Origin of the sequence: Maritalea sp. (genome assembly GCF_047634455.1) — a bacterium.
Classification (GTDB): domain Bacteria; phylum Pseudomonadota; class Alphaproteobacteria; order Rhizobiales; family Devosiaceae; genus Maritalea.
Genome location: NZ_JBLIAI010000017.1, coordinates 31,680 through 49,746 on the forward strand (window position 1 = coordinate 31,680; position 18,067 = coordinate 49,746).

An 18,067-nucleotide genomic window follows, 5' to 3' on the forward strand; every position below is an offset into this window, starting at 1 on the left:
CGGGCAATTTTTTAGATATCTGGACAACAATATGAACATTTTGCTGATTGGTTCTGGCGGTCGTGAACATGCTTTGGCATGGGCAATTTCAAAGTCGAAACACACCGACACACTTTTCATCGCGCCGGGCAATGCGGGCATGGAAGAATGCGGCAAACTGGTTCAGGTGGACGTTGAAGACCATGCAGCGGTTGCCGAGTTTTGCGCCGAGGAAAATGTGCAATTTGTGGTGATTGGTCCAGAGCAGCCGCTGGTTGATGGCCTAGCCGATATATTGCGCGAATGCGGCATCAAGGTTTTCGGCCCATCTCAGGCAGCAGCGCAGCTTGAGGGCTCTAAATACTTCACCCACCAATTGTGCGACGAGATGAATATTCCGGCCGCAAAATACAAAAAGTTTGACGCGCTAGAGCCAGCCCTCACCTATTTGACCACGCAAGGCGCACCGATTGTCATCAAGGCCGACGGCTTGGCTGCCGGTAAAGGCGTGACGGTTGCAGAAACCATAGAACAAGCCGAAGCCGCCGTGCGCGATTGCTTTGATGGTGCTTTTGGCGACGCTGGTGCGTCGGTTGTGATCGAAGAATGCATGGTTGGCGAAGAAGCCAGCGTGTTTGCACTAAGCGACGGCAATAACGTTGTGTTGCTGCCTTCTGCCCAAGACCATAAACGCGCGTATGATGGCGATAAAGGCCCGAACACAGGCGGCATGGGCGCCTATTCCCCTGCCCCGGTGATGACGGCTGAAATGATGGAGCGCACCCGCAAAGAGATCATCGAGCCAAGTATTAAGGGGCTTGCCGCCAGAGGCACGCCCTTTGCAGGGGTCCTGTTTGCTGGGTTAATGATTACGGCTGAAGGCCCAAAATTGATTGAGTATAATGTGCGGTTTGGTGACCCTGAATGCCAAGTGCTGATGATGCGGCTGCAATCTGACATTGTGGAACTGTTGACTGCTTGCGCGGATGGCACATTGGACGAAGAAACGCCAGTGTTCGACAATGGTGTTGCCCTTACTGTGGTGATGGCAGCAAAGGGTTATCCTGGTTCTTACGAAAAGGGCACAGAAATCAAGGGGCTCGACACGATCGACAATGACAATGTCAAAATTTTCCATGCGGGCACCAAGCGTGATGGCGACAAACTCGTTTCCAGCGGAGGCCGCGTGTTGAATGTCACCGCCAAAGGCGCAAATGTGCAAGAAGCCCGCGACCGCGCCTATGCAGCCATTGACAAAATTGACTGGCCCGAAGGCTTTTGCCGCACAGATATCGCTTGGCGGGCAATTGAGCGGGGTTAGGCCAATTTCAAGACCAAAGCATCATCTATGGCCTGCTGCATTACAGCGGCCATTTTTCTTCATTGCACCACTTTCATTTTCCAACAAACTGAGGTTACTGTTATTGGCAAATTGAAAGAGCTGCCGTTCATTTGCGCCTTGGGAGAAACGAATGCTGATTAATAGAGATGATATCGAAACGACACGCGATGGGTTCAAATGGGATATCCCGGTCTTTTACAATATCGGCGTGGATATCTGTGATCGCATCGCGGAAAAGTCGCCCGAAAAATTGGCTATAATCGATATTGCAGAGGATGAGAGCTTTGAGGAGTTCACCTACGGACAATTGCGCAGTTTTTCCAACCAACTTGCCAACGTCCTAACGCCATTTGCCCAACTAGGTGAGCTGATCGGTATTTTGTTGCCGCAAAGCTTTGCCACAGCTGCCGCCCACGTTGCAATTGCCAAAATGGGTGCCGTTTCCCTGCCCCTGTTCACGCTTTTCGGCCCGGATGCGTTGCTGCATCGGTTGCAGGATTCTGGTGCAAAAGTAATCATTACCAATGCGGACGGCGCAAGAGTGATCGCCAAAATTCGCGCTCAGCTGCCTGATTTAGAGCAAGTCCTAAGCGTTGACGGTGAAACAGAGAATGCAATCGACCTCCTAAAAGCCTGCGCGGCACAATCCAGCGATTTTACAGCTGCGGAAACCAAGGCCGATGAACCGGCGATCCTGATTTATACATCTGGCACAACAGGCAAACCAAAGGGCGCATTGCACGCCCATCGCGTTTTGCTTGGTCATTTACCCGGTGTTGAAATGAGCCACAACTTTTTGCCCCAAGAAGGCGACCGGATGTGGACCCCCGCTGACTGGGCATGGATTGGCGGATTGCTGGATGTTTTAATGCCCGCGCTACATCATGGCATTCCAGTTGTTGCGCGGCGCTTCAAAAAGTTTAACGCCACCGCCGCATTTAAGTTGATGCAAGACCACGGGGTCCGCAATGTCTTTTTGCCACCCACTGCGCTTAAAATGATGCGCCAGGACCCAAATGCGGACAAGTATCGACTCAATTTACGATCTGTTGCAAGCGGCGGAGAGACGCTGGGCAAAGAGCTAATTGACTGGGGCCACGCGGTTTTTGGCACCACTATAAATGAATTCTATGGCCAGACCGAATGCAACATGGTGATCTCAAGTTGCGTGGCACTTGCCGAAGCGGAACCGGGCGTGATGGGGTTTGTCGTGCCAGGACATGACGTCAAACTGATTGATGAAGAAGACCTTCAGTTTTTAGGATATGGCGAAGAAGGCAGCATTGCGGTTCGGGCGCCCGATCCAGTCATGTTTTTGAAATATTGGAACAACCCCACAGCAACAAAAGAAAAGTTCATTGAAATTAATGGCCATCAATGGATGCTGACTGGCGATAAGGGCCACAAAACCAAGAGCGGTCGCATTCGGTTCGTTGGTCGTAATGATGACGTGATCAGCTCCTCGGGATACCGGATTGGTCCGGCTGAGATTGAAGATTGCCTACTCACGCACCCCGCCGTCAAACTGGCAGGAGTGGTGGGTATGCCTGACCCCGTCCGCGGCTCAATTGTGGCAGCCTACATTGAATTGGCCGACGGCTTTGCGCCGCACCCTGATTTGGCAAACGAAATTGCGGCACAAGTGAAGAACAGATTGGCCGCCTACGAATATCCTCGCGCCATCCGGTTCATAAACGATATGCCGATGACAACCACAGGCAAAATTATCCGGGCAGAACTGCGGCAGCGCGCCGAGGAAGAAATGTCAAATGCGCCCTGAGCCGGTGATTTTATTGGAACACCAAGATGGCGTAGCAACGATTACGTTGAACCGGCCAGATCAACGCAACGCTTTTGACGTTGAAATGTGCAACGCGCTGCGGCATGCGGTGGACGAGGTGGAACAAAATCCATCGATTCAGTGCACAATATTGCGCGCTAACGGCCCGGTGTTTTGTGCGGGTATGGACCTAAAAGCTTTTATCGCTGGCGCAGGCGACAATATCTTGTTCGGGGAATATGGCTTTGCTGGCTTTGTAAAGCGCCAGCGCACCAAACCGGTGATTGCGGCCGTGGAAGGTGCGGCGCTTGCAGGCGGATTTGAACTGATGTTGGCTTGCGACATGGTGATTGCTGGGCAAAGTGTCAAATTCGGGCTGCCGGAAGCCAAACTGGGTTTGGTGGCGGCTGGCGGTGGTGCCATTCGGCTGGGTCAACGTGTGCCGCGGGTTATTGCCAATCAAATTCTGCTCACAGGAAAACCATTTTCCGCCAGCGACGCCCTTGCTTGGGGGCTCATCAATCAGATCGCCGCAGATGGCACCAGCGCACAAATTGCGCACGAATTGGCGCAAGAAATTGCCCAAAACGCCCCCTTGTCCTTGCTTGCCAGTCTGGCCTTGTCTGACTTGGCTGCTAAAGCAGCAGAAACGGCATTGTGGGTTGAAAATGACCTCCAAATGGCCAACATCGGCAAAACGGCCGACGCAAAAGAAGGCCCCACAGCTTTTATCGAAAAGCGCGCGCCCGTTTGGTTGGGGCACTAAACCAATAAACATCGCGGTATAGTGAAGCACTCAGCACTTATTTTGCGCACCAGCAATTGAATTTACCACAAAAATCCACCAACTATGATGTTGGAGGGTTTTTTGCAGCACTTCGCAAAATTGTTAACCTGACTGTGATAAGTTCAGGGCAGTAAAGTAGAGTTAGGTGACGAAGATGACGACCTTGTACGGTCCTCGAATTGGCGTCGCTCTTGGTGGCGGCGCAGCACGTGGTTTAGCCCATATTCCCATTATTGAAGCGATGGATGAAATGGGGCTCAAACCGAGCCTTATCGCAGGTACATCCATTGGCGCATTTATTGGCGCCGGCTGGGCATTTGGAATGTCGGGCCGCGAAATTCGTGAGCACGCATTGGACGTTTTGGGTTCAACCCGGGCCTTGAGTTCTCGGCTTTGGAAAACCCAAGTCTATGATATTAGGGAGATGTTTCAGAACGGCATTTCGATGCAGTTTGACGCTCTTCGCGTTTTGGGCGCTTTTTCGCCAAAACCATTCCCAAGGCGGTTCAGGAATTTAAAAATTCCGTTGCGCGTGATCGCGACAGACTATCGTTCTTGGCACCCAGCGGTTTTTCATGAAGGGCGGTTGGACAAAGCGCTTGCCGGATCAATCGCTATTCCAAGCCTATTCAAACCCGTCATCCATGAAGGCCGCATGCTGGTCGATGGCGGCGTTGTTAATCCGCTGCCACTTGATTATGCGTCGCAAGATATGGACATCGTTATCGGCGTTGACGTGAATGGTGATCCGCTTCTGACCGACCCAAGCTTAACGCCGTCAACAATTGATATTGGCATGGGCGCGGCCCAAATCATGATGCATGCGCTCACCGCGCAAACGCTTGGAGCATATCCGCCCGATATTTATGTGAAGCCCAACGTGCGTAATATCGATGCTTACGAGTTTTGGCGCGTTCGGGAAGCCCTTGCGGCTGGTGACGAAGTCAAAGATCGATTTAAAGCGCAGCTTACCGAAAAGATCGACATATTCATCGCCGCGCAAGGAAGAACCGCTGAAGCAGGGTAGCGCTCTCAACTTCGTTTAGACCTGCAATCACTTCAGGCTGATGGTGACACGTTGGCTGGTTGAAAAACCGGACGCCATTTTCCACCGCCCCGCCTTTTGGATCATCCGCGCCATAATAGACCCGACGCAATTTTGCATGGGCAATCGCACCGGCGCACATGGTGCATGGCTCAAGCGTTACATACAGATCGCACTGGGCCAATCGCCCCGTTCCCACAACGCTTAACGCCTCGCGTATCGCCAGCATTTCCGCATGGGCGGTCGGATCATTGAGCGCTTTCATGCGATTGGCGACTTTGATGATTACTTCGCCATCATAAACCACCACCGCGCCAACAGGCACTTCGCCGCTGTCAGCCGCTATTTGCGCCATTTTTAACGCCTGTTGCATGGGGGTGGGTTTGTCAGTTGTGGTCATTACATCACTTTGCTTGTTGATGAAGCTTTGCCACAACAAAAGCAAAGATGCAAAGCCTGATCGTTAGCGCTAGGTTAGGCGCGAAGGAGAATCACGACCTATGCGCATTCGGCAATTGCCCGACGATTTGGTGAATAAGATTGCGGCGGGCGAGGTTATTGAGCGCCCGGCAAGCATCGTCAAAGAATTGGTGGAAAACGCGCTCGACGCGGGCGCGACACGCATTGTGGTGACCACGGCTGCGGGCGGTAAATCGCTGATCCGGATCGAAGACAATGGCTTTGGCATGGGCGAAGATGATTTGCGCCTCAGCGTTTCGCGGCACGCAACCTCAAAACTAAAAGACGATGCGCTAGACGACATTCAAACGCTGGGCTTTCGCGGCGAAGCACTCGCGTCCATCAGCGCCGTTGCGGAGCTGAGCATTGCGACACGCCCCAAAGACGAAGAATTGGGCCTCAAACTGAGTTTTGACGGGCCACGCCTTGTGATTTCCCCCAACCCAATGCCGCACGGCACTGTTGTGGAGGTGCAAAGCCTGTTCAAAAACGTGCCTGCCCGGCTGAAATTCCTCAAATCTGATCGTGCTGAAGCCAACGCCACAACGGACATTATGCGCCGCTTGGCGATGTCTGAGCCGCATGTGCAATTTATTTTGCAAGGCTCGGATCGGCAGACCATTAATTGGCCCGCCCAAACTGGGGAAAACGCCGCTAAAAACCGTCTCGGGCAGATCATGGGCAATGATTTTGCCACCAACGCGGTGCCGATTGATTATCACCGAGGCCCTGTGCATGTAACGGGCATGGCAGCGTTGCCGACTTACACAAAGGCCAATTCGCTGGCGCAGTTTTATTTCGTCAATGGCCGCCCGGTACGCGACAAGGTTTTGATCGGCGGCGTACGCGGTGCTTACGCTGACTTTTTGCACCGTGATCGTTTTCCGGTGGTGGCGCTGTTCATCGATATGCCCTCTGCTGATCTGGATGTAAACGTGCATCCAGCAAAGTCTGAGGTACGGTTTCGCGACCCCGGCTTTATCCGCGCGGCGGTGATCCGGGGGTTGATGAATGCGCTGGACGAAGCGGGTTTTCGCGCATCAAAAACCGTGTCAGACGCTACTCTGGCGGCGTTTCAACCCGGTGTCGCCGGGCAACCAGCACCGCCTTCTTATGGCTTGGGTGAAACGGGACAACCCTCGATTGATCCGCAGGTCAATCGCACGATGCAATATCAGGGTGACTATGGTTATCGCCCCTCGGTTTTGTCACCAAACATGCCGCGCATGGATGGGCTGAATACCCCGAGCGCCCGGATGGAAGATTTGGACAGCGCGGACTTGTCCGCCACCCAAAATATGATGAGCGACGAGCACCCGCTCGGCGTTGCGCGTGCGCAATTGTTTGAAAATTATATTGTTGCGCAGTCTCGGGACAGTTTGATCGTGGTTGACCAGCATGCCGCGCACGAACGGCTGGTTTATGAGCGGTTCAAGGCAGAATTGAACAATGGCCCCGTTCCAGCGCAAAAACACCTGATCCCTGTCGTGATCGATTTGCCGGAAGAAGACTGCGCCCGTTTGGAAGATGCATCCGAGGCGCTGTCGCATGTGGGATTGGGCCTAGAACGTTTTGGCCCTGCTGCCGTTGCGGTTTATGAGACCCCTGCCCTTTTGGGCAATTCAGACGTGCATAAGTTGGTCCATGACGTCGCCGACCAGCTGGCTGAATGGGACAATATTTCCATCGTCATGGAACGGCTTGAGGAAATCGCCGCCCGCATGGCCTGCCACGGTTCGGTACGTTCTGGCCGCCGCCTGCGGGCCGAAGAAATGAACAAGCTTTTGCGCGAAATGGAAGCAACGCCGCATTCAGGCCAATGCATTCATGGCCGCCCAACCTATGTTCAGCTGAGTAAGGTGGATATTGAGAAATTGTTTGGACGACGGTAACCGAGTTTGCGGCTTTTCCTGCTGTTAAGATGACCCCGGATCAGCCTGCGTGGCGTGAACGCCACTTAGTTGTCCGGGGAAACCAAGGGGAAAAGTGGGAGCTAGCCCATCAGGCATTCCCGCACTCGATGCGGGATCGCCCTAAACACCCTAGGCGGCATTCCCGGCCCTGAGCCGGGATCGACCAAAACCGGAAAAACTTCATTACCTGACGAAGATTGCGGTTCACATTGACATTGGTGGCACGATCCCACTTACTTTGAAAAGCTTTTGGAGGAGCACACCATGTCGGATAAAGAGACAAGTTTTGAGGGCGGCTGCACCTGTGGCCATGTGCGGTACAAAATGCTGTCTGAGCCTTTGATTGTACACGGATGCCACTGCACGTGGTGCCAACGACAAACTGGCGGAAGCTACGCGGTTAATGCCTTGATTGAAGAAGATCGTGTGGAAGTGACAAAAGGCGAGGTCAACGAAATCTTGGTCCAATCACCAGGCGGTAGCGGCCAACGCATTGCCAGATGTCCCAAATGCCAGGTTGCTGTGTGGAGCAACTATCTTGTCATCGGCGACCTTGTTCGCTTTGTAAGGGTTGGCACGTTGGACAATTCAGCCAAATTCCCGCCCGATGTCCACATCTACACAAAAACCAAACATCCATGGGTGATCTTGCCCCCCGACACCCCGGCGGTTGAAACATATTATGATGTGAAAACAACTTGGCGCCCGGAAAGCATAGAACGGCGAAAAGTTCAACGCGAAGCGGCTCAGGGTTGAAGTAACTGGCTTTGCACTACTCCGTTCGGCTTCATGTGGGCTCTGCCCATTCAAACACAAAGCTCCCACCTCACCCTGAGCTTGTCGAAGGGTGCAAGTGTGTTTCACCGGTGTGGTTCGACAAGCTCACCATGAGGGCTTTAGAAATACGCCCACGCGCGCCCATTCCATGGGGCATTCCCGGCCTTGAGCCGGGATCAGGTTACAAGGAAAACAAACCGACCCCGGATCAAGCCGGGGCAGCCAAGGGGAAAGTGGGAGTTAACCCCGCAGGCATTCCCGGCCTTGAGCCGGGATCAAAACCAAATAGTTTAAACCGCCTCCAAAAAAGTCTCAGCTGTCGTTAGATCAACCGAGACCAAATTAGAAATGCCGCGTTCGGCCATGGTGACGCCGAACAAGCGGTCCATGCGGGCCATGGTGATCGGGTTGTGGGTGATGACCACAAAGCGGGTCTCTGTTTTTTCGCGCATTGAATCCAAGAGATTGCAGAAACGTTCAACGTTTGCATCGTCCAAAGGCGCGTCAACTTCGTCAAGGACGCAGATGGGTGCGGGGTTGGTGAGGAACACCGCAAAGATCAGCGACATGGCCGTCAGCGCTTGTTCGCCACCCGAAAGCAGGGTCATGGTTTGCGGTTTTTTGCCCGGTGGGCGGGCGATGATTTCAAGTCCTGCTTCCAGCGGGTCATCGCTTTCAACAAAGGTCAGTTCTGCGGTGCCGCCGCCAAATAGTTGGGTGAATAGTTCGGTAAAATGCGCATTGACCTTGTGGAAAGCTTCAGTCAGCCGAGCGCGGCCTTCGCGGTTCAGGTTCGAAATGCCGGTGCGCAATTTGGCAATGGCGGCAATCAGATCGTCTCGATCCGCGACCATCGTGTCGAGCTTTTCTTGGGTTTCAATGCTTTCTTGCTCGGCCCGCAAATTGACGCCACCCAAACGTTCGCGCTCGCGTTTTAACCGCTCCAGTTTTGCTTCAATGGCACTTTCAGTGGGCAATTGATGTTCTGGTTTAATGCCTGCAATTTCAGCGGTGCGATTGGCGCTGACATTGAGAGTTTCAATGACGTTCTGTTCAACTTGCAGACGCTGTTGCCCAAGCGATTTGAGCCGTTCCTCGATGCGGGCGATTTCTTCGCGCACTCTGGATAGGGCAGCTATAGCATCCCGCGCATCGCGGTCCTGTTCGCGGTGCATTTGTTCAGCTGACGCCACCGCGTCAGCGGCGCGTTTTCGGGCCTGCTCCGCATCGTCGATTTTGTCCTCAAGCGCTAGTCTTTGGGCCGCGAATTGATCCGGTGCGCTATTGAGCTCAACCAATTGCGTGTCGATTTCCTGCTGACGCGAGGTCAATGACGCCAAGTGCGCTTCTGCATCGGTTAAGCGCTTTTGCCAAGATCCGCGTTCGCTGGCAATTCGAACCAAACGCTGTTCGCGCATTCGTGCCGCATTTTTGAAACCTGCGAGCCGAAGACGCGCTTGATCCGCTTGCTCACGCAAACGAGACAGGTTCATGTTTTCCATTTCAATTGTGCGGGCAAGTTCCTGATCATCTTCGATGGTCGTAAGTGCGTTCTCTGCATCCTTGACCATCAAGACCACATCGTCGCGGCTCGATTTGAGGCGAATGTTTGCTTCTTCTAACGCGCTGCGGCGCGATGTGAGGTCCACAAGGCCCTTTTGCGCGGCTTCCACGGCTGCTTGTGCGGCGCTGATGGCGCGTTGGGCATCTTTGTATATATCACGGCACTGGCGCTCTTGCTCGCGGCTTGCAGCCAATTTTTCGGACTTGGCTTGCACCTTGGCGCGAATATCATTCAGAGAACGGGTTCGCAAATTCTTCTCTGCGTCAATATCGGATAAGCGATTGCGCTGTGCCAAACGTTGCGCAGCGGCAGTTGGAGCATCACCACGGGCCACAAAACCATCCCAACGCCACAAGTCACCGTCTTGGGTAACCAAAGTCTGTCCCGGCTTCAAAGACCGCATCAGCCGTTCGCCGTCGGCTTTGTTAACAACGCCGATTTGGTTGAGGCGTCTTTTCAGCAATTCTGGACCGCGCACAAATTGGCTTAATGGGTCGGCTCCGGCAGGCAACGCCGCATCTGCATCATGATCGCCCGGCTGCGACCAAAATAAAGGGGCCGCCTCGTCGGACGACGCATCAAGATCGTCGCCAATGGCTGCGCCTAGTGCGGTCTCATAACCTGCATCCACCTGGAGCGCATCAACAATAGCGGGCCACAAAGACTGGTCGTGCAGCTCCAGCATTTTGCTGATCGCCTGGGCTTCCGCATCTAGCTTGGTGATTTCGGCTTCCATCGCTGTGAGTGCTGGGCGCGCTTCATTCAAATCTGCTTCGGCTTGCCGTGTTGCAGCTTCTGCTTTGTCCGCATCACCCTCAGCGCGTTCGGCTTCAGAGCGCGCTGCCGTTAGAGCCTGTTGGCGGGCTTGCAGGGTTTTGTCTTGTGACAAGGCTTTGATGATTTTCTCGGCTTCGTCGGCCACATCGGCCAATTGCTGATTTAATTTTTCCAGCCGCGCATTTGCATCGTCCAATGTGCGTTGAGTTGACGATTTGTGGGCCCGGATTTCGCTGAGTTTATCGGCCTTCTCGCGAAGAGTGATTTCTGCCGCGCTCACCAACATCTTGGTGCGCTCAGCATCCGCTTGTGCTTGCTCATTATCAGCTGACGCATTCGCTGCATCGCTGTTCAACTGCTTTTCTTCATCGGCAAGGTTTGCCACCAATTCGCGACTTTCGCCAATCAGGTCTGTGTCGCGTGCGGCGTCAACTTTGACTTGCACCAAGCGGCCTTCAAGCTCGGCTTTGCGTTGGTTCGCGCGTTTGGCATCTTCTTCCAGTTGGGTCAGCGCAATGCGGAAACGCTGCAACGTCGCCCCGGCTTCAGCCTCGGCCAACCGTAGCGGCTGTAATTGTTCTTCGGATGCATCAAGGCGTTTCTTAGCGGCCAAGTCCAAATGGGTTGCGTCCGCCAGCACATTCACCAACCGAGTGTGCTCGGCTTCGGTCTGTTTTTCCTTCACCTTAACCGCCACCCATCTCAGGTGTAGCAATGCGGCTTCGGCTTTGCGGATATCGCCGGAAATATTGCGATAACGTGTTGCTTGGCGGGCTTGGCGTTTTAGGTTCTCGAGCTGAACATCAACAGCTGTAATGATGTCATCGACACGTTCAAGATTGCTCTCTGCGGCGCGTAGCCGCAATTCTGCTTCATGACGACGCGAATGCAGGCCGGAAATACCCGCAGCTTCTTCCAAAATCAAACGACGTTGTTTCGGCTTGGCTGAAATCAGCTCGCCTATTTGCCCTTGGCGCACCATGGCGGGCGATCGCGCGCCGGTGGACGCGTCTGCAAATAATAGCTGCACGTCACGGGCACGCACTTCCTTGCCGTTGACGCGATAAACAGAGCCATGATCGCGCTCAATACGGCGGGTGACTTCCAGTTCGTCTTCGTGATTGAGAATGGCAGGTGCGGTGCGGTCTTTATTGTCGAGGAAAAGCGTGACCTCAGCGCTGTTGCGCGCCGGGCGATTGGAATTGCCTGAAAAGATAACGTCGTCCATGCCCGAGCCGCGCATATTTTTGTATGAGCTTTCGCCCATCACCCAACGCATGGCCTCAACGAGATTGGACTTGCCGCACCCGTTCGGCCCCACGACGCCCGTAAGCCCCGGTTCAAGATGAAGATCGGTAGGATCAGTAAAGGACTTAAAACCGGTGAGCCGCAGACGCGAAAATTTCATCGCGTCCCCCGTTTCAGGTGGCGATCAACGCTAGAGCAGCAGTTCGATCTCCTTGGCGAATTGTTCAACCGATATTACCCCAGCTAGCTTCTTGCCATTCACATAAAAGGTTGGTGTCGCTTCCAAGCCAAATTCTTCCACAGCTTGATTGCGCGCCTTCTCTAGTCCCTTGAAAAGGTCTTGGTTTGTCAAGCAAGCTTCGAAACTTTCCTGTGTAAATCCACTATTTATCGCCACTTTTGCCATTTCCGCCTTGGAATTGGCGCTTTGCGACCATTGTCGCATAGTTTCGAAGTAAGACGTTATTATGGGGTAATAATCCGCCGCAGGGTCGTCGCAAGCTGCAACCATGAACACCACGGCGTCCAAAACTGAACGGGTAAGTGGACGCATTGTAAAACGCACTTTGCCCGTATCGATGAATTGTCGTTTGAACTCTGGGAACACGTTGAGATCGAAGTTTGCACAATGCGGGCATGTAGGTGACGCATATTCGATGATCGTCACTTTGGCGTTTTCATCACCCAACCAATGATCTTCAAAACCCAAAGGTTTCATCAGATCGCCGGTGCGTGTGATCTCTTCACCACTGGACTTCGTATCGTTGGATGACACACTTGTTTGATTGTTAGCTTCGCTATTTGCGGCGTTTTCGCAACCTGCAAGCAATAATGCTCCAAAGCTTGCGCCTGTAACCAGGGCTGTTCTGCGGTTAAATTTCACGTCCCCAAACTCCTCAATAAAATCGGTTGTGCGATGTTACATAAGTGAAACGTTGCCGCAAGAGGGCAAAATGCGTCCCTTTCCTTACATTGACGTACGTTGTTGCCTATCCACACCGCAAAATGGCGATTTGTGTGTCGCCATAATTGCGGCTGTCGAGTTCGGTCAACTCATCAGGAATTGTGAGCTCTGCTGACTTCGCCTCTTCCCAAACAATAATTGCTTGGTCCGCAATCCAATTGCCATCAAGGGCTGCGCGCAACGCCTTTTCGCCCAAGCCCTGATTGTAGGGTGGGTCGAGAAACACCAGGTTGCACGGCGGGATGCGCTGCACTTGCCCCAAATCGGTCGCATCACGGCGCAACATACGGGCCTGGCCAGCCACACCAAAATCTTGAATATTTTCACGCATCAATGCACGGGCTTCAACGCCCGTATCGACAAAGGTTGCGTGTTCTGCTCCACGCGACAGAGCTTCTAAGCCGAGCGCGCCGGTTCCGGCGAACAAATCCAAGACCCGCACTTCATGAAACGCCGGGCCAAAATGGTTGGCCAAAATGTTGAACAGGCTTTCGCGCACCCGATCCGACGTGGGCCGAATCTCATCGGTTTCGGGCGAGTGCAGTTTCTTGCCGCGAAATTTTCCTGCTACAATACGCATCAAAAGCCCTATGACCTGCCGCTATTTGCGCGACTTTGGTGGCGCAGCACGCCGATTTGGATTGGCGTTGGGATTGCTCGAACGCGAACTTGCTGGACGACCTGTGGGTTTGCCCGCAGGTTTGCCAGTTGGTTTGCCACCGCCTGGTTTGCCAGCAGATGGACGTCCACCACTGCGTGGCTTGCCGTATCCGCGGCTATCATCGGGTTTGGCCGACACAAAGGTTTTGTTTTTGCCGCCACCTGAGCGGCTCGGTGGACGTGAAGAGCTGGCACCGCGTGCGTCATCACGTGATGGACGATCTTCGCGTTTTACAAACGCGCCACGGCGGTCATTCGATGTGCGATCATCACGGCGTGGGCCACTTGATTTGCCTTTTTGTGGACGGCCACCACGTTCTTCAAAAGACTTGTTGTCGCTAGACGGACGGCGGTCACGATCACCAAACGGCTTTTTCTCACCAAAGGATTTTTTATCGCCATACGGTTTTTTGTCGCCAGATGGTCGACGATCTGTGTTCGCGGGTTTGTTGCGGGCGTCTGACTGTCCACGGCTTGGCTCGCGGCGACCTGGGCCACCGCTTTTATCGCTGTAGGCTTTCTTGTCACCAAAAGACTTTTTATCGCCAAAGGATTTTCCGCCACGGTCACCGCCGCCGCGTTTGCCATCATCCCGGCGATTGCCGCCACGACGATCATCATCGCCCTCTTCGCGTTTCACAGGCGTATCGATTATTTCGGTACGGCCATCAGCAAAGAACACTTTAGATTTTGGGCTAACTTCTTCAGGGCGATTATCTTCGTATTTTTTGCGTACTGGGCGAAGAGGTCGATCAATGCGGCCAATTGGCTTGCCCGCTGGTTTTACAGGCTCTTGTGGCTTTCCGCGCGATTGGAATTGATTACGCGTTGGCTTTTTGATTTCGACTGGCACGATTGGCCCTTCAAAATCAACGCCTGCATCTTTGGCCAGTTTTGCGCTCAGCTGATCTTTGAGCATCCGGGTTTTCACCGCAACGATTTCGCCGACCTTCATTTCATTTAGCTGGAACGGACCATAGGAAAGGCGGATCAATCGGTTTACGTCCAACCCGAGGGCGGCAAGCACGTTTTTGACTTCGCGGTTTTTGCCCTCTTTCAGGGAAATCACGATCCAAGCATTGGCACCCTGCTGACGTTCAAGCGTTGCTTCAATCGCGCCGTAATGCACTTTATCAACCGTAATACCGTCTTTGAGTTCGTCTAAACGTTCTTGGGTGATGCGACCATGCGCGCGCACCCGATAGCGGCGCGTCCAACCGGTAGATGGCAATTCAAGCACCCGCTTGAGCCCACCCTCGTTTGTCAACATCAACAAACCCTCGGTGTTGATGTCCAAGCGACCAATGGTTAGTACACGCGGCAAACCCACTTTTTCAAATTCGTCAAAAACCGTTGGGCGGCCGTCGGGGTCGCTCTCGCTGACCACCAGCCCCGCAGGCTTATAATAAAGCCACATGCGCGTGGCTTCTTTTTGCGCCAATCGAGCGCCATCGACGGTGATTTTGTCTTTTTCGGTGACATTGAAGGCTGGGGTTCTGATGACCTTGCCATTGACCGAAATCCGGCCCTCTTCAACCCAAGTTTCAGCCATACGGCGAGAACAGTGGCCCGACCGAGCAATAACTTTGGCGATGCGCTCGCCGTCGCGCGGTTTGTGAGGCGCGCCTTTTTTGTCAGTCGCCATTTTTGGCTCCGATTAAAATAAGTGTTGGCGCGGTGTAACGGTTTGTTAGTTGCCTTGCAATGCCGCTTTTATATCTGGCGGACATAATGGGCTATCCAACGGCACCAAATCGCCATTATCGGCCAAGCAAATCAAATCCTGCCCACCAACTTTGGTAAAATAGCGCTCAGGTGGCAAATATAGCGGACGATTTTTGCCCGATGTTAGCGCCTTGGCGTAGGATTCTCGCTGTTCGCGGAACCGTCGGGCCACTTCTGCCATTTCCTCGGGGGTAAAAGGACGCCCCTTTACAGCACTAAGATCGACGACCCGCGCGCCGCGCAACAGGCGAATTTCGTTTTCTGTCAATTTGGACGTATCAAGCAAAACCTTGTCGCTGTCTTCAGGAAGTGCAGCGTTTTGCGTGCTCTTGGTCGGAATGGGCAAAACTGCCGAATCTTTTGGCAATACGAGGGGCGCGCGTTCAGACTTCAGGTCATCTTTTTTCTCGCGTTCAAGCAGACCAATACCTTGAGCAGTCGCGGTTAACACTTCGCGCTCGAACGTTTCACCATCTTTAAACGCGTTGGTGCCTTCAACCGTGGTGCAGGCTGCAAGCGCAAAAATTGATACACCAAGTAGTGCAAATTGGATGGGGCGCATTGCCGAGCGATTGAAAACTGAAAAACTCATGGTTGCGTCCTTAACTCCAACTCACCGAAAAAGCGGCTTCTTTTGATCGTTTGAATTCGCTAAACGTGAAATCAGGCGATTTTAGGCCTTTTCGCCTTTTGATGTGAACATATCCCACACTAACGCGGCAAGGCCAAGAGCAATTGCTACATCTGCAAGGTTAAAAATGTACCAGTTATAACCAAACGCATGGAACGAAAAGGAGTCAGCCACCGCGCCATAGAACACCCGATCCAATATATTACCCAGAGCTCCGCCCAGCGTGATCGCCAAGCCCCAGCGGACAAGGTTTGCGGTGGAAGTCGCCCACCAATAGGCCAATCCAGCACTGGCAATCAGCATTATGGCAATTAGGCCCCACGCCGGAATCGCTGCAAAAAGCCCATATGAGATGCCGGTGTTCCACACCAGAACATAGTCAAAAAATGGCGTGACAGGCACGTATTCACCACCTTGCCAGCCGACAATTTTAATCACGTAGAACTTATGCAGCTGATCGACCAGCGCCGCCAAAATGAAGGCAAAAATCGATTTATGTGCGAAATTTGCCTTCATTGTTTTATGCTCCAGCCAATTCGCGCAACGCTTGCGCGTCACGCAACGTCACGTCTGGATATTCAGGATCGGTGCCAACTTCTGGCAAAACCTTCCACGAGCGCTCGCACTTTTTACCCGTCGCCATTTTCGGTACCACAGCAACACCCGTTACCTCGTCGAGGCGGAATGCATCGGCTGGGCCTTCACTTTGCAGCACATTGGCTTGGCTGGTGATCGCGATTTCGGCGACATCTTGGCCCTGCAAAGCTGCAAAAAGATCGGCATCTGCCACATAAATATCTGGCGCAGATTCAAGCGACGAACCGATACGTTTTTCGCGGCGTTCTATTTCTAGCGCGCCATTAACGACACGACGGACTTTGCGAATTTTCGCCCATTTGGCTGCCAATTCATCATTCAACCAAGTTGCAGGGATGGTTGGGAACTGGCGTTTGTGCACAGATGAGCCCTCTTCTGGGTTCCGCTCCAACCAGACTTCTTCCATGGTGAAGGCCATGATGGGCGCAAGCCAAGCGGTCAAGCATTCATAAAGCGTGTTCAACACTGTCAGCGACGATTTGCGGGTATTGCTGGATTTTGGATCGCAATAAAGCGCGTCTTTACGGATATCAAAGTAAAGCGCTGATAGATCAGCCGTCATGAAATTAAACAGGGTTGCAAATACCCGCTTAAAGTCAAAATTGGCATATGCGTCACGCACTTCTTTGTCGAGTTGGGCGATACGATGCAACATATACTGCTCAAGCTCTGGCATATCCGCCGCGTCGACTGTTTCAGCCGCATCGAAATGCGCCAAGCTGCCCAACAAGAAACGTAATGTGTTGCGCATTTTGCGGTAGGCATCAACAGTGGTTTTGATCGCTTCGTCACCCACACGACTATCTTCTGTGAAATCGATAGAGGCAGACCAGAGGCGCAAAATATCAGCACCATATTGTTTGATCAGGTCTTGCGGCGCGACGATATTGCCCAAAGATTTGGACATTTTGCGGCCATCTTTATCCATCGTGAAACCGTTGGTGATCACGGTTTTATAGGGCGCAACGCCACGTGTGCCACAGGCTTCAAGCAATGATGATTGGAACCAGCCCCGGTGTTGGTCGGATCCCTCAAGAAAAACATCTGCAGGCCAAGCGTGGTCTTTGCGTTTTTCCAGCACGAAGGCATGGGTTGACCCACTGTCAAACCAAACATCCAAAATGTCAGTAACCTTGTGCCACTCGCTTGCATCATAGTCGCTGCCAAGAAAACGCTCACTCGCGCCCTCAACATACCAAGCGTCTGCGCCTTCAGCTTCAAAAGCATCGGCAATGCGTTTGTTAACCGCTTCGTCTTTAAGAACAGTGCCGTCTTCTTTTGCGAACACGCAAATTGGCACGCCCCAGGTGCGCTGACGCGAAAGCACCCAATCTGGGCGACCTTCAACCATTTTGCGCAAGCGGTTTTGGCCGGTTGCTGGTTCAAAACGTGTTTTGTCAATGGCGTTCAATGCGCGGGTTCGCAACGTATCGCCCTCGCCGCCAATATCGCGGTCCATGTAAACGAACCATTGCGGCGTATTGCGGAAGATGATCGGTTTTTTTGAACGCCAAGAATGCGGATATGAGTGCTTCACGCGACCACGGGCAACCATATTGCCACGAGCGGCAAGTTCGGTGATCACCTTTTGGTTGGCATCGCCCTTTTTGCCCTTGTCATCAATAATGCGCGCGCCTTCAAAGCCCGGTGCATCCTTGGTGTAATAACCGCTATCATCCACGCAGAACGGGATGTTTGGATCGATGCCACGCGCTTCAAGGTCGCGCGCATTGTTCATCCAGATTTCAAAGTCATCTCGGCCATGACCGGGTGCCGTATGCACAAATCCTGTACCTGCATCGTCGGTGACGTGCTCACC

At 53.2% G+C, this 18,067-nt stretch carries 14 protein-coding genes; 6 read left to right on the plus strand and 8 right to left on the minus strand.

Features of this window, described 5'->3' with window-relative positions; genetic code table 11:
- Positions 1 to 31: 31 nt before the first annotated feature.
- The 4 genes from purD (at position 32) to ACJAZW_RS06725 (ending at position 4,915) form a co-directional block, all read left to right on the plus strand.
- Positions 32 to 1,300, plus strand: coding sequence for a phosphoribosylamine--glycine ligase (purD, locus tag ACJAZW_RS06710; RefSeq protein WP_415156333.1), 1,269 nt, complete (start codon positions 32 to 34; stop codon positions 1,298 to 1,300).
- Between the two features lie 151 nt (positions 1,301 to 1,451).
- Positions 1,452 to 3,101, plus strand: a complete 1,650-nt coding sequence (locus tag ACJAZW_RS06715) for an AMP-binding protein (protein ID WP_415156335.1) — start codon at positions 1,452 to 1,454, stop codon at positions 3,099 to 3,101.
- The gene (locus ACJAZW_RS06720; RefSeq protein WP_415156337.1) at positions 3,091 to 3,867 is read left to right on the plus strand and encodes an enoyl-CoA hydratase-related protein; all 777 of its coding nucleotides are present in this window, start codon (positions 3,091 to 3,093) and stop codon (positions 3,865 to 3,867) included. The genes ACJAZW_RS06715 and ACJAZW_RS06720 overlap by 11 nt, the downstream gene beginning before the upstream one ends.
- 175 nt (positions 3,868 to 4,042) lie before the next feature.
- Complete coding sequence (locus ACJAZW_RS06725; protein WP_415156339.1) at positions 4,043 to 4,915, plus strand: patatin-like phospholipase family protein; 873 nt, start codon at positions 4,043 to 4,045, stop codon at positions 4,913 to 4,915.
- Here ACJAZW_RS06725 and ACJAZW_RS06730 read toward each other — a convergent pair.
- Positions 4,878 to 5,333 carry a nucleoside deaminase gene (locus tag ACJAZW_RS06730; protein ID WP_415156341.1) on the minus strand — a complete coding sequence of 152 codons (456 nt, stop codon included), beginning with the start codon at positions 5,331 to 5,333 and terminating at the stop codon, positions 4,878 to 4,880. The two genes, ACJAZW_RS06725 and ACJAZW_RS06730, sit on opposite strands and share 38 nt — an antisense overlap.
- A 100-nt stretch (positions 5,334 to 5,433) precedes the next feature.
- Between ACJAZW_RS06730 and mutL the strand changes: the two genes are divergently transcribed.
- Both mutL and ACJAZW_RS06740 read left to right on the plus strand, forming a co-directional pair.
- Positions 5,434 to 7,284 (plus strand): DNA mismatch repair endonuclease MutL, encoded by a 1,851-nt coding sequence (gene mutL, locus ACJAZW_RS06735; RefSeq protein WP_415156343.1) that lies wholly within the window; start codon positions 5,434 to 5,436, stop codon positions 7,282 to 7,284.
- Between the two features lie 285 nt (positions 7,285 to 7,569).
- Complete coding sequence (locus ACJAZW_RS06740) at positions 7,570 to 8,061, plus strand: GFA family protein (RefSeq protein WP_415156345.1); 492 nt, start codon at positions 7,570 to 7,572, stop codon at positions 8,059 to 8,061.
- A gap of 311 nt (positions 8,062 to 8,372) precedes the next feature.
- Here ACJAZW_RS06740 and ACJAZW_RS06745 read toward each other — a convergent pair whose 3' ends face one another.
- The 7 genes from ACJAZW_RS06745 to ACJAZW_RS06775 all read right to left on the minus strand — a co-directional run.
- Entirely contained in the window at positions 8,373 to 11,831 is a 3,459-nt protein-coding gene (locus tag ACJAZW_RS06745) for a chromosome segregation SMC family protein (RefSeq protein ID WP_415156347.1), read from the minus strand.
- 30 nt (positions 11,832 to 11,861) lie between these two features.
- Complete coding sequence (locus ACJAZW_RS06750; RefSeq protein WP_415156349.1) at positions 11,862 to 12,554, minus strand: DsbA family protein; 693 nt, start codon at positions 12,552 to 12,554, stop codon at positions 11,862 to 11,864.
- Between the two features lie 106 nt (positions 12,555 to 12,660).
- A complete protein-coding gene (gene rsmD / locus ACJAZW_RS06755) occupies positions 12,661 to 13,215 on the minus strand; it encodes a 16S rRNA (guanine(966)-N(2))-methyltransferase RsmD (protein ID WP_415156351.1) in 555 nt (184 codons plus the stop codon).
- 21 nt (positions 13,216 to 13,236) lie between these two features.
- Complete coding sequence (locus tag ACJAZW_RS06760; RefSeq protein ID WP_415156353.1) at positions 13,237 to 14,940, minus strand: pseudouridine synthase; 1,704 nt, start codon at positions 14,938 to 14,940, stop codon at positions 13,237 to 13,239.
- 45 nt (positions 14,941 to 14,985) lie between these two features.
- The gene (locus tag ACJAZW_RS06765; RefSeq protein WP_415156355.1) at positions 14,986 to 15,612 is read right to left on the minus strand and encodes a hypothetical protein; all 627 of its coding nucleotides are present in this window, start codon (positions 15,610 to 15,612) and stop codon (positions 14,986 to 14,988) included.
- A gap of 81 nt (positions 15,613 to 15,693) precedes the next feature.
- On the minus strand, positions 15,694 to 16,167 hold the full coding sequence (gene lspA, locus ACJAZW_RS06770) for a signal peptidase II (RefSeq protein ID WP_415156357.1): 474 nt from the start codon (positions 16,165 to 16,167) through the stop codon (positions 15,694 to 15,696).
- 4 nt (positions 16,168 to 16,171) lie between these two features.
- The coding region (locus tag ACJAZW_RS06775) for an isoleucine--tRNA ligase (RefSeq protein ID WP_415156359.1) at positions 16,172 to 18,067 on the minus strand (1,896 nt) is incomplete at its 5' end.